Origin of the sequence: Aerococcus viridans (assembly GCF_002083135.2) — a bacterium.
Lineage (GTDB): Bacteria > Bacillota > Bacilli > Lactobacillales > Aerococcaceae > Aerococcus > Aerococcus viridans_C.
This window is the reverse complement of the sequence record NZ_NBTM02000001.1, coordinates 1,416,471-1,434,593: the sequence shown is the minus strand read 5'-3', so window position 1 is coordinate 1,434,593 and position 18,123 is coordinate 1,416,471. Positions and strand designations below refer to the sequence as shown.

Annotated in this window: 14 protein-coding genes; 2 read left to right on the top strand and 12 right to left on the bottom strand. The window is 40.0% G+C overall.

Annotated elements, in window-relative coordinates; genetic code table 11:
* Positions 1-9: 9 nt before the first annotated feature.
* The 6 genes from rsgA to priA form a co-directional block, all read right to left on the bottom strand.
* Positions 10-945, bottom strand: coding sequence for a ribosome small subunit-dependent GTPase A (rsgA, locus tag A6J77_RS06720; RefSeq protein WP_083069313.1), 936 nt, complete (start codon positions 943-945; stop codon positions 10-12).
* 209 nt (positions 946-1,154) lie between these two features.
* Positions 1,155-3,335 carry a protein kinase domain-containing protein gene (locus tag A6J77_RS06715; protein WP_083069312.1) on the bottom strand — a complete coding sequence of 727 codons (2,181 nt, stop codon included), beginning with the start codon at positions 3,333-3,335 and terminating at the stop codon, positions 1,155-1,157.
* On the bottom strand, positions 3,335-4,153 hold the full coding sequence (locus tag A6J77_RS06710) for a Stp1/IreP family PP2C-type Ser/Thr phosphatase (RefSeq protein WP_083069310.1): 819 nt from the start codon (positions 4,151-4,153) through the stop codon (positions 3,335-3,337). The genes A6J77_RS06715 and A6J77_RS06710 overlap by 1 nt, the downstream gene beginning before the upstream one ends.
* Before the next feature lie 19 nt (positions 4,154-4,172).
* Positions 4,173-5,621: a 16S rRNA (cytosine(967)-C(5))-methyltransferase RsmB gene (gene rsmB, locus A6J77_RS06705; protein WP_083069308.1), complete on the bottom strand. Its 1,449-nt coding sequence runs from the start codon at positions 5,619-5,621 to the stop codon at positions 4,173-4,175.
* Complete coding sequence (gene fmt / locus A6J77_RS06700; RefSeq protein WP_083069307.1) at positions 5,611-6,594, bottom strand: methionyl-tRNA formyltransferase; 984 nt, start codon at positions 6,592-6,594, stop codon at positions 5,611-5,613. Before fmt ends, rsmB begins: the two co-directional genes overlap by 11 nt.
* Before the next feature lie 108 nt (positions 6,595-6,702).
* Complete coding sequence (priA, locus tag A6J77_RS06695) at positions 6,703-9,120, bottom strand: primosomal protein N' (protein WP_193756648.1); 2,418 nt, start codon at positions 9,118-9,120, stop codon at positions 6,703-6,705.
* Positions 9,121-9,379: 259 nt separating this feature from the next.
* On the opposite strand from priA, the gene guaD reads away from it, so the two are divergent.
* The gene (gene guaD, locus A6J77_RS06690) at positions 9,380-10,744 is read left to right on the top strand and encodes a guanine deaminase (protein ID WP_083069305.1); all 1,365 of its coding nucleotides are present in this window, start codon (positions 9,380-9,382) and stop codon (positions 10,742-10,744) included.
* A 164-nt stretch (positions 10,745-10,908) separates the two neighbouring features.
* Here guaD and rpoZ read toward each other — a convergent pair whose 3' ends face one another.
* Both rpoZ and gmk read right to left on the bottom strand, forming a co-directional pair.
* Positions 10,909-11,121 (bottom strand): DNA-directed RNA polymerase subunit omega, encoded by a 213-nt coding sequence (gene rpoZ, locus A6J77_RS06685; protein WP_083069304.1) that lies wholly within the window; start codon positions 11,119-11,121, stop codon positions 10,909-10,911.
* Positions 11,121-11,753 (bottom strand): guanylate kinase, encoded by a 633-nt coding sequence (gene gmk, locus A6J77_RS06680; protein WP_083069303.1) that lies wholly within the window; start codon positions 11,751-11,753, stop codon positions 11,121-11,123. Before gmk ends, rpoZ begins: the two co-directional genes overlap by 1 nt.
* Before the next feature lie 290 nt (positions 11,754-12,043).
* Between gmk and A6J77_RS06675 the strand changes: the two genes are divergently transcribed.
* Complete coding sequence (locus A6J77_RS06675) at positions 12,044-12,436, top strand: hypothetical protein (RefSeq protein ID WP_083069301.1); 393 nt, start codon at positions 12,044-12,046, stop codon at positions 12,434-12,436.
* Between the two features lie 80 nt (positions 12,437-12,516).
* Here A6J77_RS06675 and cls read toward each other — a convergent pair whose 3' ends face one another.
* The 4 genes from cls to A6J77_RS06655 form a co-directional block, all read right to left on the bottom strand.
* The gene (gene cls / locus A6J77_RS06670; RefSeq protein WP_083069299.1) at positions 12,517-13,965 is read right to left on the bottom strand and encodes a cardiolipin synthase; all 1,449 of its coding nucleotides are present in this window, start codon (positions 13,963-13,965) and stop codon (positions 12,517-12,519) included.
* A 118-nt stretch (positions 13,966-14,083) separates the two neighbouring features.
* Complete coding sequence (locus tag A6J77_RS06665; RefSeq protein WP_083069297.1) at positions 14,084-14,689, bottom strand: energy-coupled thiamine transporter ThiT; 606 nt, start codon at positions 14,687-14,689, stop codon at positions 14,084-14,086.
* 11 nt (positions 14,690-14,700) lie between these two features.
* Positions 14,701-16,404: a ribonuclease J gene (locus A6J77_RS06660; protein WP_083069295.1), complete on the bottom strand. Its 1,704-nt coding sequence runs from the start codon at positions 16,402-16,404 to the stop codon at positions 14,701-14,703.
* 189 nt (positions 16,405-16,593) lie between these two features.
* The gene (locus tag A6J77_RS06655; protein ID WP_083069293.1) at positions 16,594-17,637 is read right to left on the bottom strand and encodes an aspartate-semialdehyde dehydrogenase; all 1,044 of its coding nucleotides are present in this window, start codon (positions 17,635-17,637) and stop codon (positions 16,594-16,596) included.
* Positions 17,638-18,123: the final 486 nt, after the last annotated feature.

Below are 18,123 nucleotides of genomic sequence, written 5' to 3'. Positions count from 1 at the left end.
TCCTACTTTCTAATATTTGGGTTTTGCATTATCAATTTCTTGGAAGATTTGTAGGTAAGAGTCATAGCGACTTTGTGCGATCTCACCAGCTTCTAAGGCGGCTTTCACTGCACATTTAGGTTCTTGAATATGGGTGCAACCACGGAACTTACATTGGTCTTGAATGGCCCGCATTTCAGGAAAATAATTTGACAGTGAAACCTTATCCAACTGGTCGATATCGATACTAGAGAAACCTGGTGTATCCGCCACTTTCCCTTCAAATATATCATGTAATTCGGTATGGCGGGTAGTATGGCGACCGCGTCCGAGTGATGTTGAGATTTCGCCTGTTTCAATGTCTAAATCAGGCAATAGTCGATTTAATAAAGTCGATTTTCCAACACCCGATTGACCAACAACCACCATGGTTCGATTGGCAACAATGTCTTTTAATTGATTGAAGTCCTCTTCATTTAAATCAGTTGATAAGATTACTTGGTAACCAATTTGACGATACACCTTAATAAACTGGTCGATCCGGTTTTTATCCGCTTGACTAGCTTGGTCAGTTAAGTCCATTTTGGAAAAATATAAAATCGGTTCAATATTCTCTGACTCTAAATAAACTAAAAAACGGTCTAATAATTTTGGTTGAATCTGGGGTTCGATAACAGATGCTACCAATAAGGCCAGGTCCACATTAGCTACTGCCGGTCGAATCATTTGGCTATAGCGTGGTAAGATTTTCATCACGTAGCCCTCTTCGGTATTGTCGGCTTGAAATTCCACAAAATCGCCCACCAATGGTGTTGTTTGCGTATTTCTAAATTGGCCACGTGCCCGTGTAGTATAAATCACTTGGCTTTCTTTCTCTTCTACATAATAAAAACCAGACAAAGCCTTAATAATCTGGCCCGTGTATGTCGGCGCATTTGGTTGAATATAATCATCTTTTCTCTTCATGCTTTTGAAAAATACCTCCTTATTGATTGAATTGTATATAGTCTAAATAGATATAAAAATTTGTGTCTGCATACTTATGCCTTATTTTAACCTAAATTCTATATAAAAAACACTCCGACAATTTTTATTCATTTGAAAGGTCTTTAAAATGACAAAAATGGCGTAAACAAACTGTCTACGCCTTTCTCTTGATTGATTTATTGATTTAGCTAATCTTCTACATTTGAACTTTCACGTTGGCTAGATGATGAACTAGCACTCGATGATGAGCTTGACGCTGAAGAACTTGAGCTTGAACTGCTATTAGATGATGAACTTGATGATGAGCTATCATCGTCTTCGTCGTCATCATCGTCATTGGATGATGAGCTTGAGGATGAAGATGAAGATGAAGAGCTTGAACTTGATGAACTAGATACTGGTTCCGGTCCATCAGACATCACAATATATAATTCATCTCCTACTACAAATTCTGTACCTGGTGTAATCGATTGCGAAATCATAACGCCATCCGGTACCCAACCTGAATATTGAGAATCGAATGAAGCAACTAAACCATTTGAATCAGCATATTGTTGAATTGACGCTCTATTCCAACCAGATAAATCGGCCATCGTAAAGGTTTCAACACCCGCAGAAACAACAAAGTTAATAGTTGTCTCACCAGGTATGACTGCTTTACCTTGTTCGATAGATTGACTCAAGATGTCGCCTGCTTCAACTGAATCAGAGTAGTCTTCTTCTTGGGTGACGGTAAAGCCTAATGCCGTTAATTCTTCTTCAATTTTCGTAAATGGTTGACCAGTGTAATCCTTTAATTCATACGGCTCAGGACCTTGCGAAATATTGACGTCAACTTCCGTATCATGTTTCACTTCTGTGTTTGCTGAAGGACTTGAGTTAATCACACGACCAGCTTCGACTTCTTCATCGTATACTTCTGTTACATCTCCTAGAACTAAATCTAAGCTTTCTAAAGTTAAGGAGGCCTCTTGCTCTGTCATACCCGCCAAGTCAGGTACAGTAATATTGCGGCCTGCCATATAGTTATAACCTAGGAAAGCAATCAATAGGAGTCCAACGATGATTCCTGTAATAATGGCAAGTGGTTTACGACTTTTCGGCTGTTTATTACTAGGTTTGCCACCTTGTTTATTAGGTTTACTTGTTGGCTTGTTACCACCGTTCTTACCCGTACCATTACCACTAGGACTTGGGGACGGGTCTGCTTGTAAACCGCTAACACCAGCTACATCCGCAGCGCCTGCGCTTCCACCACCTGCAGCCGTTCCTGTACCCGCTAAGGCGGCTCCAGCTAAACCAGCGCTTGCAGACAAAACAGCCTTATCTGCAATATCATGTTCATCTGAATCATCTAAAACAGTATCTTCAGGATTTTCATCGGTTGTATCCGGTGTGGTATCGTCATCAACTGCTTTTTCGCCAGCTGCCATTAACTTTACTTCATCGGACTCCCCTAGACGCATTTGATTTTCGATATCTTCCTTAGCCATGACAATCGTTTCATTGGCCATGTTAGCTGGGATAAATACGGGCTCATTTTTCCGGTTGTCAGAAAAGACCGTTTCTAAGTCATCAATCATTTCTTGTGTAGTTTGATAACGAGCAGATGGTTCTTTAGCTGTTGCTTTGGCCACCACATTAATTAAACTTTGTGGGGCGTCTTCCCGGTAAGCTTCGATTGGTGGTAGTGGCTCTTGGAAATGTTTTAAGGCTATTGAGACTGCTGATTCACCGTCAAATGGTACCCGACCTGTCAGCATTTCAAATAGGACTACACCTAATGAGTAGATATCTGAAAGAGTAGTGGCCATTGAACCACGTGCTTGTTCTGGCGATAGATAATGGACTGAACCAATAATCGAATTGGTTTGGGTGATACTTGTTTCAGAAGTCACCATAGCAATCCCAAAGTCCATAATTTTAATTGTACCATCGTGGTTGACCATAATATTTTGTGGTTTCAAGTCACGGTGGACAATACCGATATTATGGGCAGCTTGAACACCTGATAAGATTTGAATCATCAAGTTTTGGATAATATCTACTGGAATTGGATGGTTTTCACGGATATAGGCTTTTAAGTCCATACCGTCCACATATTCCATCACGATAAACTTGCCTTCCTCATCTTCACCCACGTCAAATAAATTGACTACGTTTGGATGGTTCAACTCTGATACGGATAGGGCTTCACGCTCAAATCGTTTGGTGGCATCCATGGCATCTGTTTTCCCTACACGCAAGAATTTGATGGCAACATCACGCTCTAAAATGGGGTCGTAAGCAAGATATACATCTGCCATACCGCCTGAACCGATATGGTTAACGATTTTGTAGCGTTCATCAATGACTTGACCAGATCTCATTAGCATTCACCCCTTTCATTTTCGATTTCCTCATTATAAAATGTTTCTTCAATTGTCTCTTTTCTTTCTGTAAATGGTGGTTTTCTATGGGCAATCACCACCGAAATATTGTCTCGGCCTCCATGGTCATTGGCCACATCCACTAATTGGTCAGCTTTTGCTTCAATTGATAGACTTTCATCCGTCAAAATAGCCAAGGCTTCTGTTTCCTCAACCATATCAGTTAATCCGTCTGAACATAATAGTAAGGTATCATCTACTAAAAAGTCTACAACATTAATATCTACATCAACGTTAGCAGCAATACCCACTGCCCGAGTCACGATATTCTTTTGTGGGTGAACCTGCGCTTCTTCTTTAGAGATCATATCCATATCTAATAATTCTTGGACAAAAGAATGGTCTTTGGTAATTTGCTTTAGTTCATCCACTTGATGAATATAGATACGCGAATCCCCTACATGGGCTAAAACCACTTGTGCCAAGTCCTCTAATGGTACAGCTGCGACGATTGTTGTACCCATACCTGATAAATCATGGTATTGGTTGGCTTTTTCAAATATATGGGCATTGGCCGTCTTAATTTGATCAGTCAACCATTCAGAAATGATATTGGCGTCCGTCATGTTTTCAGTGCTTTCCCAAGCATTTCCTACATGATAAATAGCCATTTCTGAAGCCACGTCTCCCGCGTTGTGGCCACCCATCCCGTCACAAAGCAATAAGATTGCTGCTTGGTCTTGGTTATAAAAAACGCCTACTTGGTCTTGGTTTTGTTTTCGTTCGACACCGACATCAGTTTTGCTTGCGATTTCCATGTATGCTCACTTTCCTTCGCTAGTTTTTTTCAAAGCTGGCGATAAAGAAACCATCAGACATATAGGTATGCGGTAGGATTTCAATTGTTCCATCTGCACCTATTGATTGGTCTAGGTTATCTCGCCAATGTTTAAATGACTTCAATGTTAGGTCTGGATGTTGGTCTAAAATGGCTTTGACCACATCTTCATTTTCTTCTCTTGTAATTGTACATGTAGAGTAGGTGATCACGCCACCCTTTTTCAACAATGGTAATGCTTGGTTCATAATTGTCACTTGAATATCATGTAAAGCATCCAAATCTTGTAATGTTTTATGGTATTTGGTGTCAGGTTTACGGCGGAATAGGCCCACACCTGAACATGGTGCGTCGACTAGAATCTTATCAAAGCTTGTCGGTTCGCTACCATTTTCCCCAAAACGGTCTAATAAGGCAGTTGCATCTTGATGGAGAATTTCCACGTGGTCAGCTACCTGCATCCGGTCCACATTTTCTTGAATTAAAGGCAATTTATTTTCTGCTATATCACAGGCAATCACATGACCTGTTCGGCCAACTGCTTCAGCAATTTGCACAGTTTTTCCACCCGGTGCGGCACATGCATCTAGGACGACTTCGCCTGCTTGTGGGTTCAACGCTTCTACAGCTAGAAGTGCTGATTCATCTTGAATGGTCATTTCTCCGTTGATGAATAAAGATGAATGGGCTGGATTTCCCTTAGTTACCCGTAAGGCAAATGGCGTTAAAGGACTAGGCGCTACTGTAAAACCTTCTGCCTCTAATATCTCTTGATATTCGGTCATTTTTTCTGTGTTTAGGTTATTAAATTTATTGTTGGCCCGTACTGTAATAAATGGCGTTTGATTGAGTGAATTAGCCAATTTTTCGGCTTCATCTAAGCCAAAACGGTCCACAAAATAGTCTACCCATACAGGCGGTAATGAGGCCTCTAGGGTTAATTTCTCTCTTGGATCTTCTTTGGTTTGGATAAAATCGGCCATTGTTTCATAACGTCTGGTGAAATTCCGTAAGACCCCGTTAGCGAATTTAGCCAGGGTCTGATTTCCACGTTTGCGGACAATCCGTACCGCTTCGTCAACTACCGCATAATTTGGAATATTATCTAAATAATACATTTGGTAAGCCGAAACAATTAGTAAAGACCAAACCCATGATTTGACTTTATTGGGCTTGGCTACAAAATCACGGACAAAAGCATCCAATGTATAGTAGTTTTGCACAGACCCATAAACCAAGTTGGTATAGAGGTTACGGTCTGCTTCTGCTACAGCTTCTTCAGTTAACACCCGATTTACTTCTTGGTTGATGAAGTGGTTGTGGCGGATGATTTGATTAACTGACTCCATGGCTTGAAAACGAGCGGATAATTTTAGAGGTGTTTGATAGCCCCCACTATGGCCGCCATTTCGAGCATTTGACCCTGGTTCTACTTGATTATTCTCCATCTACATCGTCCTCCACTTGGTCAAAGCTATCGCCGACCGTTAAGTTGCCGGCCCCACCGTTAATGAAGGCTGCAACATCCATTTGTTTCTTACCAGCTGGTTGTAATTGTTCAATAGCTAGAACGGTTTTGTTGCCTGTTGCTACCCATAATTGAGCCGGTTTCTTTTGAATTTTGACGATTGTGCCTGGTTTTTCGTCAGTCGATTCTTCTTTGACTGGTGCTACCTGCCAAATTTTCCACCGCTGCCCGTCCACTTTTGTATGGGCAACTGGCCAAGAATTAAAGGCCCGGACTTGGTTGTCAATTTGCTGCGCTTCTTTACGCCAATCAATTTGTTCTTGTTGGCTGGTAATATTTGGGGAAAATGTCGCCTCTTCCTCAATTTGGGCTTGCGGTGTAATTTCACCGGCAAATAATTTAGGCAAGGTGTCCATCAACAAATCAGTCCCTGCAGTCGATAATTTATCGAACATAGTCGCAACGGTATCGTCACTTTCAATTGGGACTATCACTTGGGTTAAAATGTCCCCTGCATCCATTTTTTTCACCATTCGCATGATGGTCACGCCTGTTTCCTTGTCCCCGTTCCAAATAGCATAGTGGACTGGTGCGCCACCACGATACTTGGGTAGTAATGACGCATGGACGTTTATTGCACCATATTTTGGCGCCTCTAATATGCTCGTCGGTAAGAATTGACCAAAGGCTGCAGTGACGATTAAATCGATGTCCTCAGCTAATAAATCTTTAATTTCTTGGTCCCGGCCGATTTTTTCCGGTTGGTAAACTGGGATGTCGTGTTTTAAAGCCGCTTCTTTCACTGGCGATGGGGTTAATTTCCGTTTGCGCCCTACTGGACGGTCGGGCTGTGTCACAACTGCAACCACTTCATACTGGTCATTTTGCGCCACTAATGCGTCTAATATATTCACTGAAAATGCGGGTGTCCCCATAAATACAATTCTTTTCAATTGTGTCTCCTTTAAATAAATCCTGTGCTTTCTTCCTATTATACCATTATTTTAATCTGAGATTTTCGCTGATCAGTGTCAGGTTTAGATTGAAATGACTTGCTTTTTTTACATGAAGGTTTGTGGGTCTACGTCAATGGATACGTAAATTTTGTCTTTAGACCAATCTTGAGCCTTGTCTTGAATTTCTTGCAAAACAGCTTGGATGGCCTGGTTGCCTCGGTGCTGGTACAAGAGTTGGTAATAGTATTGATTATTAATTCTTGAAATGGTTGACTGAGCGGGACCAATCACCTTGGTTGAATGAATGTCAGCCTGCTGTAAAATTGCAGCCACCTTAGCAGCCGTCGCTTGCGTTGTATGGTCGTCAAAATTAGAAATAGTAAAGCGGACAGTGTAGTAATACGGCGAATACTGGTTGAGTTTTCGGTATTGCATTTCGGTTTGATAGAAACGGTCATAATCATGATCTTTAGCCAAGGTTAAGGCATAATGGTCCGGATTATATGTTTGAATCAAGACTTGCCCGTCTAGGTCCCCACGGCCTGCCCGTCCTGACATCTGAGTCAAGAGCTGGAAAGTCCGTTCAGCTGCCCTAAAATCTGGCAGATAGAGTGTAGTATCTGCATTGATAATGCCTACTAAAGTAATATTTGGAAAATCCAGCCCCTTGGCAATCATCTGGGTACCTAGTAAAATATCTGCTTTTTTATCAGCAATTTGCTTTAATATCCGTTCGTGACTCCCTTTACGCCGGGTGGTATCCATATCCATTCGGGCCACGGTTCTATTCGGGAACAGCTCATTAATTTCTTGTTCCACCTTTTCTGTCCCCGTACCAAATTCCCGTAAGTGGGTTTGACCACAATGTGGACAGCGTTGTGGCCGTGGTTGGTTAAAGCCACAATAATGACACTGCAACTGTTTGTCATGATAATGGTAAGTCAGTGATACATCACAATTTGGACATTGGAAGGTATAACCACAGTCTCGGCATTGCATGAAATTGGCGAAACCACGCCGATTTAACATCAAAGCAACCTGTTCGCCCCGGTCCATTGTAGCCTGCATTTGGTCACGTAATTGCCGTGAGAATTGATAGTAATTTTTATGTTTAAATTCTTCACGCATATCAATCATTTCAACAGGCGGTAGTGGCTTTTGATTTGACCGTTCGGGCATTTCAAGTAGTTGATAAACCCCATTTTGGGCTCGTGCTCTAGATTCTAGACTAGGGGTTGCTGATCCTAGGATAACGGGCGAATGGTGGTAAGCTGCCCGCCATTTGGCCACTTCACGTGCATGATAACGAGGATTATCTGACTGTTTGTAGGTAGATTCATGTTCTTCATCTAAAATAATCAAACCGATATTGTCTAATGGTGCAAATATAGATGACCGGGCCCCAACAGCTATTTTAGCTTGGCCATTTTTTAATTTGCGCCACTCATCAAAGTGTTCACCTGTTGATAATTGACTATGCAAGACCGCTACTTGGTTCCCGAAGCGACTTTTCAACCGGTTGACCATTTGCGGGGTTAAGGAAATTTCTGGTACCAGTAAAATGGCTTCTTTATCTTTATCTAAGGCTTCTTGAATCAGTTGCAGGTAGACCTCTGTCTTCCCTGATCCTGTTACCCCTTGTAGTAAGAAGACCCGGTCTTCATGTTCGTCCATGGCTTTTTTTACAGCATTAAAGGCAGCTTCTTGTTGGGCTTGTAAGGGTAACTTTTCTGATTTTTCAATCGCAATATCTGCATAGGGATCACGGTTAACTTGTTGGTCGTAAAGTTTTAACCAACCCTTTTCACTACCCGCTTTTAAGGTAGCTGTGTGCAAGTCAAATTCATCTCTTAGGTATTTAGCCGGTACTTTCTTACCGTCAAGCTCCATTAACACTTCCACCAAGGCAAGTTGCTTCTTAGCTGTTTTTCGGATGCTGGTGACTTCTTCCTCTAGTTGGTCAAAGTCCATCAGTGGTTGTACCCATTTTTCCGTTTTATAGCGTTTACGGTCTTCTACCCGATAGTCTATGGACAGGTGACCTTTGTTTTTAAGGGCTATCAACTCGGCGAGAATTCCCCTTTTTTCGGCTTCAGACCAGGCGATTTCACTGAGGTCATCAAAGTATTGCTGATGGTCCAGATAGGAAATTTCAGGGGTTGGCAGGAAGAACTTTTCATAATTTACCTTGAGCAAGTTAGGCAGCATGGTGTGATAGGCTTCAACTAAGAAACAAAAGTTTTGCTTGGCCATATCCTTACCTAATTGCAACATTTCCGCGTTTAAAACCGGTTCATCGTCTAAAAGTGCAGTGATTGGCTTCAATTTGCCTTCAAAATCGGCGGTAGCTTTAGCTGGGGAAATGACATAACCTAAGAGGTTTCGACTGCCAAATGGGACTTGTACCCGCATACCTGGTTGAATAATATCCACCATTTCTTCTGGGATTTGGTATTCAAAAGGATGGTCCGTCTGCATGGTGGGGACGTCCACAATCACTTCTATTACATTTGCCTCAACCATTCCAGTCGCCTCCTTCATCGTATTCATCTATCTATTGTATAGTAATTGGTTGGAATTTAACATTAATTGCCTATGACATACATTTTCGCTTTTGCTTTGTATATTTGTTCGTTAATTTATCCTTTTTGTAAATAGATACTGATTAATTTGAAATATTATATTTTATTTACGAACATTCAACTTTAAATCTATTTACTTGTTCGTTAATTTATCTTAAAATGAGAAAGAAGGAAATATTTTTATTTAAAGGGAGCACAACATGATTGGATTAGAAAAAGCCATTTTAGCAACTTATTTTCATACGCCAGCACATGGTCAACTGGCATACCAAGAAGATGCACTCATTACCATTAATCAAGATGGTGTGATCGATAGAATTGTACCGGCTGATGACGGTGATTACATCCCCCTCATTCAACTATTTGAAGAACGTGGCACTTTAATTCGTCTACCAGACGGTCAATACTTATTACCAGGTTTCATTGATACCCATATCCATGCACCTCAATGGCCACAGGCCGGGATTGCTTTAGACGCCCCATTAGATGTTTGGTTAAATGAACACACTTTTCCATTAGAAGCTAAATATAAAGACGTTGACTTCGCGAAAGAAGTTTACGCAGACTTAGTGGCGACCTTACTCGCTCGTGGCACCACTACTGCCCTTTATTTCGGGACTATTCACAAAGAATCATCTTTTGAATTGGTTAAGATTGCCGCAGAAAAAGGACAACGCGCCTTAGTTGGTAAAGTTGTCATGGACGATCCACAAGGTAACCCTGATTTCTACCGAGATGTGTCAACAGAAATCGCCTTAAAAGAAACCGAAGAATTCATCCAAGAAGTGAGATCCTTCGGGAAAGACGTCATCCAAGGCGTTTACCCTGTTGTCATGCCACGGTTTGCCCCGTCTTGTACTGATGAGGCCTTGGCAGGTTTAGGCGCATTAGCACAAAAATATGATACTCATGTCCATACCCACTGTAGTGAAGGCCAATGGGAACATGATTTTACTTATGAACGCTTTGGTAAAACTGACACAGAAGCGCTTAGAGACTTTGGTTTATTCGGCAAAAAATCAGTCATGGCCCATTCTAACTTTATCAATGACGATGATGCTGCGATTTTTGCAGAAAACCAAACAGCAGTTGCCCACTGCCCTATTTCTAACGTTTATTTTGCTAACAGTATTATTCCCATTAAACACCTAAAAGAATTAGACGTACAAGTTGGCTTAGGAACAGATATTTCCGGTGGCTTCTCACCGTCTCTATATGACGGGATTAAACAAGCTGTGATGAGCTCACGTCAATTAGAAGACGGTGTTGATACCCGTTTACCGCAAGCCAAACGTGGTGTGCCAGATTCTCGCATTTCTGTTGTAGAAGCCTTTTCTCTCGCTACACTTGGTGGTGGTGAAGCCCTTGACTTACCAATTGGTTTAATCAAAGAAGGCTATGCTGCTGATTTCCAAGTAATTGATACCACAGTCAAGGAAAATCGTATCCAAGGATTTGGTGTCTTTGAAGACCTAGGACAAACCTTTGAAAAGATCCTATATTTAGCTAACCAAGCCAATATCCAACAAGTATATGTTCAAGGTAAATTAGTATTTGAAAGATAATGTTCAATTGATAATTAGAGGTGTGCTCATTTTGATGGTCACATCTCTTTTTTCGTATATTTCAATAGCATAGTCACTTCGTCTGTCCAGATTGAATAAGCAAAAAAACCAAGCAACGGGAAGCTACTTGGCTTAATTGAAGTTTATGTTTGTCAAAACTATGACTAGTTTTGTGATAGTGAATCTGGGTCAATCACTAGGTCATTAGAAGCGATTTCTTCTAAAGCTTGACCCACAAATTTAGGTGATTGGTATTCACTTAACATTGGGTTTTTCTCAACTTGTAATTCAGTTGCGCGTTTTGCTGCAATTGATACTAATGAGTATTTTGAGTCGATGCGGTCTAATAATTTGTCAATTGATGGATAGATAATCATTATTTTTCGTCGCCTTCCTTTAAGTAATTTTCTACAATATCGTCGACAAAGCGGTCAGTCTTTAAATGCTCAGCATTTATGATGGTTTGAATTCGTTCAACTGCTGAGTCTACATTGTCATTTTCAACAACATAGTCGTATTGCGTAACCAATTGTAACTCTTCACGTGCTTGATGCATCCGTTTTTCAATGACTTCTGGCGCGTCGGTACCACGGTTAACTATTCTAGATTCTAACTCATGCATAGTAGGCGGTGCAAGAAAAATGAATACCCCATCTGGCATACGTCTTTTAACCTGCAATGCACCTTGAACCTCTATTTCAAGGAAAACATCCTTACCTTGGTCAGTCATTTCTTCAACGTATTGAAGGGGTGTTCCATAGTAGTTGCCTACATATTCAGCATACTCCAACAAACGTTCGTCTTCAATCATACCTTCGAATTGGTCGCGCGATACAAAGAAGTAATCTTTTCCATCTACTTCGCCCGGGCGCGGTTGTCGGGTTGTTGCAGAAACTGAATAATAAAACTGATCATGATTTGTATCAGTCTCGAACAGCGCTTGTCGCACTGTTCCCTTCCCCACTCCAGAGGGACCGGATAATACAACTAATAGTCCTTTCGATTTCATAGAACACCTTTCACCCTTCACATTTTGATATAGCATTAATAGTACCACAAATTTAAGTATTTTTCTCAAAGACCTGAAGATTTTCTTTAATGTTAGGATTAATTTTCAATTAGAATGATACCATATTTAAGCTTCTAAGTAAAAAGTGAACAGACGTTCGAAAAAAGACTTGCATACCGAACAGATGTTCTTTATAATATTAATTGTAAAGCGAACAGACGTTTGCTAAATCGAGTTACGTCAATTCGTATCCATCGTTTTGATTACTGTTAAATATAAGGAGGCATATCATGCAAAACCCATTATCTTATCAATCAATCCGTAGTCTATTCATCCCCGTTGATCCAATGTTGCTTGAAGCTGAACAAACTAGCCAGTCAAATATCCTTTCTTTCAATAGTGAAGAGCGCAAAGCGAAAAAGGAAAGCAACGTATTGACAACCATTATGCCAATCAAAGACATTATCAAACACATTAACTATTCAAACGAATTAGCTGAACCCCTATATATTACCGTTACCCGTCAAATCGGTTCTATCAACACCAAAGATATTTTATTTGGTATCTTTCGGTCAAAATATACAGATAAAGACATTGTCCTATTTGAAGACGTTGATAACGATGTGATGCGGATTATTAAAGTCGATGAAATCATGGCTGTTCGTTCTGTTTATGATGATTAAATTAATCATCGTTATCACCAACAATTTCATAACACCGCAAAAAACCAGCTAATCAGATAGCTGGTTTTTTATTTTACCTATTATAAAACTGGTGAGAACAATCTCGAGAACCCTTGGCGGAATTTCTTCCATTTTGTTTGGTTTTTAAAATAATCCATATCTACTTGTGTAGATTCTTTTAGGTCATTTTGAAAAATTTCTTCTAGTTGAGCAACAAGTTTACGGTCATATACAAAGGCATTGATTTCAAAATTCAAAGCAAAGCTTCGAATATCAAAGTTTGCTGTACCAACGCTAGCTATATGACCATCGACGCACAATGTTTTGGCATGTAAAAAACCATCGTCACGATATTTATGGATATGTACCCCAGACTTTAATAAGGATTTTACGTAGTATTCCGTTGCTCGATAAACTAATGGGTGGTCAGGTTTTGACGGAATCATGATATGTACTTCCACGCCTGATAAAGCCGCCATTTCAACTGCCTCAAATACGGCTTCATCCGGAATAAAATAAGGTGTTTGAATATAAATATATTCTTCAGCGATATTGATCATTTGTAGGTAGCCCATTTTTATTTGGTCAGATTCTTCGTCTGGACCTGATGAGACAATCTGCATAGCAGTGTCCCCAGTAATTTCGGGCTCTGGAAAGTATTCATGGTCAAAATCACTTGGTTTAGCTTTCTTAGAAGCAAACCAGTCTACCATAAAACGGCTTTGTAAGGTTTTGACGGCATCGCCTGTTAGACGAAAATGGGTATCACGCCAATAACCTAAAGGTCCTTTACCAATATATTCTTTGGCAACATTAAAGCCCCCTACGTAACCGACTAAACCATCGATTACTACAATCTTACGGTGATTACGCCAATTTAGGCGAAAATTAAAAATAAAGAAGGGACTTTTTGAGAAGAAACTTTCAAACTGTACCCCTGCCTCTTCCATGCGTTTGACTGATTTCTTACTTAGCCGACGACTACCTACTGCGTCAGCCATCAGCTTGACCTCTAATCCCGCTTTGGCTCGGTCAACTAAAGCGTCTACTACCCGCATGCCCACTTCATCATCAGTAAAGATGTAGTATTGGACATGCACAGAATCTGTTGCGGCATAAATATCTTCTACTAGTCTGTCCATTTTTTTTCGACCATCAATAAAGATTTCGACATGATTGTTTTCAGTCAAGATTGAATAGTCACTCTTAAACAAGACACGCATCATCTTTTGAATACCACGCGGATAATGGTCAACATTTTTCTGTTTACCCTTGTCATTTAGGTACTTATCTTTTAATCCGTTCAATCCATAAACTTCTTGGTTTCGGATCCTAAAGATATTTTGGTCGGAAATCTTTCGACCAACAAAGTAGTAAATGATAAACCCTACACCCGGTAGCAGTATAAGGACCAGTAGCCAAGCCCAAATAGTCGCCACAGGACGGTCTTGTCTAAGGACGGTAATAACTGCGGCGATGGTATTTAGCACGAAAAGAATTAAAATCCCATAAAAAATATATAAACCCATGTTTTCCCCTTTTTTAAAAGTAAAAGAGCAAACAAGGTGGCCAATTGAAAATGCCAAGGACTAGTTGTTTGCTCTTACTTACTATTTATTGTTACAACGTATGTTTAGACTGATTGACTTAATCATTCAATAAACGCGAACGTTCTTTGCGCGAAATATATGGCGTATTCTTTGGAATCCAATATTTCGATGATACGTTCAAGATGATTACTAGGATGATTAGGGCCAAGGCTAAGTTAGCCAAGAATGACCATAACATACTCATCGCATACGTACCATCAGCCACTTGACCAACATTTAGCACATATTGATTAAAGATAAATTTTAGGATGAAGAATGCGGCAAAAGTCATAATTGTCCCGGTAATCAGGTTTAGATATACACTAGACATACGGCGGTTGAATAACGTCCGCTGTAAGTTTCGAGCAAATTTACCTGATAACCCAACCATAGCTGTTTGGATTGCACTAGCCACTAGCACCATCCACTCTGTTTGTACATTCTCTACTTGTAAATATCCCACTACTGCACCAAGTACTGCTCCAGCGATAAAGCCCGCTGTTGATCCTCTTCTATATGAATAGAAAACCAATAGCGTTAATGAAATCGCTACGGTAATATTGTAACTTGTAATGGTTTCTGGGAAGATACTTTCAATTAATAAAGCCAGGATGACAAACAATAAGCCTTCAACCCAGACTACTAGTTTTTGTGACGCGTTCATGCCGGACCCCCTTAGTTTTGTTTCCCATTTTTCTTATCTTTTTTGTCAGGATGGTAGTTTGAAGCTTCCATAATGACTGGTAAAATCATCGGACGACGTTGTGTTTCACTATATAATTTCTTACTTAGTGCATCACGGATGTCACCTTTCAATTTAGACCATTCAAAGTTCTTGTCTTTAAGATTTTCCTCAGTCACTTCAACGACAACGTCTTTTGATTCATCTAATAAAGTTTCAGAAGCCTTCATATAGATGAAACCACGAGAAATAATTTCTGGACCAGATAAGATTTTACCTAGACGACGTGAAATAGTTAGGACAACTAAGAAAATACCATCTTCAGATAAGATACGGCGGTCGCGAAGAACAATGTTGCCAATATCTCCAACACCTGATCCATCAATCAATACATTTGAAGCTGGTACGGCACCACCGATATGGATATTGCCATCTTTATAGGTCAAGATATCCCCTTTGTCTAATAAGAAGACATTCTCTTCTGGAATACCTACCTCTGTTGCCAAGTGTTTGTGGGCAGACATTAGACGGTATTCACCTGAAATTGGGACCACATATTTGGGTTTCAATAAACTGATCATTAATTGTAAGTCTTTTGGACTCGCATGACCACTTGACGCATACGCTTGAGCTAATTCAACCACTTCACCGCCTGCACGGTAAACATCGTTTTTAGTTTCTGCTACCACCTTTTCCATATCATAAGAAGGTGTTGTCACAATAATGACCTTATCACCGTCTTTAATAGATACAGCTGTGTGGCGACTTGAGGCCATTTTTTGTAAGGTTGTTAATGGTTCACCAGATTTCCCAGTTTCTAGGAAAATAATTTCATGATCTTCAAAACGGCCAAGGTCTTTCAAGTTGGCAATCAAGTCTTTTGACGGAATCGATAGTTTGCCTAAGCGAATAGCTACGTCAATAATTTCTTCCAATTCAGTATCATCTAAGAAAACACGACGCCCCAGTTTACTTGCAACATCTAAAACTTGTTGAATACGCATTAAGTTTGAAGCCACCGCCGCAACGATAACACGACCTTTAGCATTACGCACTTCCTTCAACAAACCTTGTTCAATTTCAATTTCAGTGGCATTAGGTTTCATATTTTCTGCTGCATTGGAATCTGATAGTAAGGCGAATACACCGTCACGACCAATTTCAACAATACGAGAAAAGTCTGTTTTATATGCATCTGAAACTGTCATATCAAACTTGAAGTCACCTGTATAAACGATTGAACCCTCTGGGGCAGAGACTTCAATCCCTACTGATTCAGGTACAGAGTGGGTAGTTTTAAAGAATTTGATCACGACATTACCAAAATCGATTTCATTATCTTCTGAAATAATATGGAAGTCTTGATAATTCTTCAAGCCAATTTTCTTCGTTTGAATTTTCGCTAGTTCAATCGTTAATTCTGTACCAAATACGGGTACTTGAATATCTTTTAATAAATACGGTAAAGCACCAATAGCATCCGCATGGCCGTGGGTTAAAAATACCCCTGCTACACGGTCTTGGTTTTCTTTTAAGTATGTAAAGTCTGGAATCATCATATCGATTCCTAATAACTCATCTGGTGGGTATACAAGACCACAATCTAAGACATAGATTGCTTCGTCAACTTCGACTAGGTACATGTTTTTCCCGTTTTCACGGACACCACCTAGAGCGATGATATTAATATCACTCATATTATTGCCTCCTAATATATTTGGTTTATTTTTATAAAGTCTGGATGCACGCTAAATAGTTAGTGCAGCCTGTATCCAAGCTGACGCAAATTGTTAGTCAGGTTGGATATATTTTTCACTCAAAAAAAGTGCGGTGCAATGACGCTTCGCCACATTGCCCGCACATCGCTAGCTTAAGTATACCATAAACTAGATTAAATTATCAGCTACCATTTGTTCTGCAATCTGAATTGAATTCAATGCGGCACCCTTCCATAAGTTGTCAGAAACAACCCACATATGGAATCCACGTGGGAAGTCTAAATCTTTACGGATACGGCCAACAAATGTTTCAGTTTTCTTCTCAGCATTCACTGCTTGTGGGTAAAGTTGTTGGTTGATATCATCTTCCAATACAACACCAGGTGCGTCTCGTAAAACATTTTGGATATCTTCAAGTGTCACGTCATCATTATCTACTTCAAAGTAAACAGACTCTGAGTGACCGTAAACAACCGGTACACGTACACATGTAGCAGAAACATCAATTGTATCATCGCCTAAGATTTTTTTGGTTTCATTGGTCATTTTCATTTCTTCATAAGTATAGTGGTTGTCTTGGAATTTATCGATTTGCGGCAATACGTTGTAAGCCATTTGATAATGTTTCTCGTCCCCACCAACTGGCAAGATTCCTGGTTCTTGGATGTCATTGCCCGCTTCGATATCACGGTATTGTTGACGCATTTCTTCAATAGCTGTCGCCCCTGCACCTGATACCGCTTGGTAAGTAGACACAATCACACGGTCTAATCCAAAGGCATCACGGATTGGATTTAAAGCCACAACCATTTGGATTGTTGAACAGTTAGGGTTAGCTATCAAGCCATTATGATTTTTCAATGCTTGTGGGTTTACCTCTGGCACTACTAAAGGCGTATTTTCATCCATCCGGAAGGCAGAAGTATTATCAATTACAACTGCACCAGCATCAATGGCTGCTTGGCTAAATTCGATTGAACGGTCTCCACCAGCTGAGAAAAAGGCAATATCCACACCTTCAAAAGCATCTTTTGTCAATTCTTCAACAACATAGTTTTTATCGCCCACTGGTAATTCTTTCCCCGCTGAACGCGCTGATGCTAATAGTTTTACATTTTTCACTGGGAAATTTGCTTTTGCAACTAAGTGACGTAATTGTTCTCCAACTGCCCCTGTTGCCCCGACAATTGCTACATTATACTCTTTTGCCATAATTGATTCATCCTTTTGTTTATATTCGATATTATTCGCACTCGCTGTTTCATTTTATCAGAGCTTAGTCTTTTTCTCAATGAAAATGACAGGATTATGAAATAAAAATGAGAAAACACTCAATTAATATAGAATAATTATCTGTTAAACTTCTTCATTTTGCACAATCAACAATTTAATGGTATCCACCCTTACTTAGCCCATGTCATGAGAATAGGAAAAGTATCAGTATTTTGATTGATACACTTTTCTTAGAAGTTAATCTCTTAACATTCATGACTTCCATATAAATATTCCATACCATTAGCACATCAAAAGTTTCTCAAAACTATGTAAATATAGCTCAACCTCGCCGTCATTTTGTTTGAATGGCATCCTGAATAGTCGAATTTTTGTATTTCAGTTGATGGCATTTATTGATGATACTGAACCTACTTTTCTTTATCCCTATATAAAAAAGCATCCAGCTAGAAAACCGGATGCTCT

Coding starts and splice junctions, on each gene's coding strand:
- A6J77_RS06665 (WP_083069297.1), bottom strand. CDS start 14,689: ATGAACGCGTCACAAAAACTAGTAGTCTGGGTTGAAGGCTTATTGTTT.
- guaD (WP_083069305.1), top strand. CDS start 9,380: ATGATTGGATTAGAAAAAGCCATTTTAGCAACTTATTTTCATACGCCA.
- A6J77_RS06710 (WP_083069310.1), bottom strand. CDS start 4,153: ATGGAAATCGCAAGCAAAACTGATGTCGGTGTCGAACGAAAACAAAAC.
- gmk (WP_083069303.1), bottom strand. CDS start 11,753: ATGAAATCGAAAGGACTATTAGTTGTATTATCCGGTCCCTCTGGAGTG.
- rsgA (WP_083069313.1), bottom strand. CDS start 945: ATGAAGAGAAAAGATGATTATATTCAACCAAATGCGCCGACATACACG.
- rpoZ (WP_083069304.1), bottom strand. CDS start 11,121: ATGATTATCTATCCATCAATTGACAAATTATTAGACCGCATCGACTCA.
- A6J77_RS06715 (WP_083069312.1), bottom strand. CDS start 3,335: ATGAGATCTGGTCAAGTCATTGATGAACGCTACAAAATCGTTAACCAT.
- cls (WP_083069299.1), bottom strand. CDS start 13,965: ATGGGTTTATATATTTTTTATGGGATTTTAATTCTTTTCGTGCTAAAT.
- priA (WP_193756648.1), bottom strand. CDS start 9,120: ATGGTTGAGGCAAATGTAATAGAAGTGATTGTGGACGTCCCCACCATG.
- rsmB (WP_083069308.1), bottom strand. CDS start 5,621: ATGGAGAATAATCAAGTAGAACCAGGGTCAAATGCTCGAAATGGCGGC.
- A6J77_RS06660 (WP_083069295.1), bottom strand. CDS start 16,404: ATGAGTGATATTAATATCATCGCTCTAGGTGGTGTCCGTGAAAACGGG.
- A6J77_RS06655 (WP_083069293.1), bottom strand. CDS start 17,637: ATGGCAAAAGAGTATAATGTAGCAATTGTCGGGGCAACAGGGGCAGTT.
- A6J77_RS06675 (WP_083069301.1), top strand. CDS start 12,044: ATGCAAAACCCATTATCTTATCAATCAATCCGTAGTCTATTCATCCCC.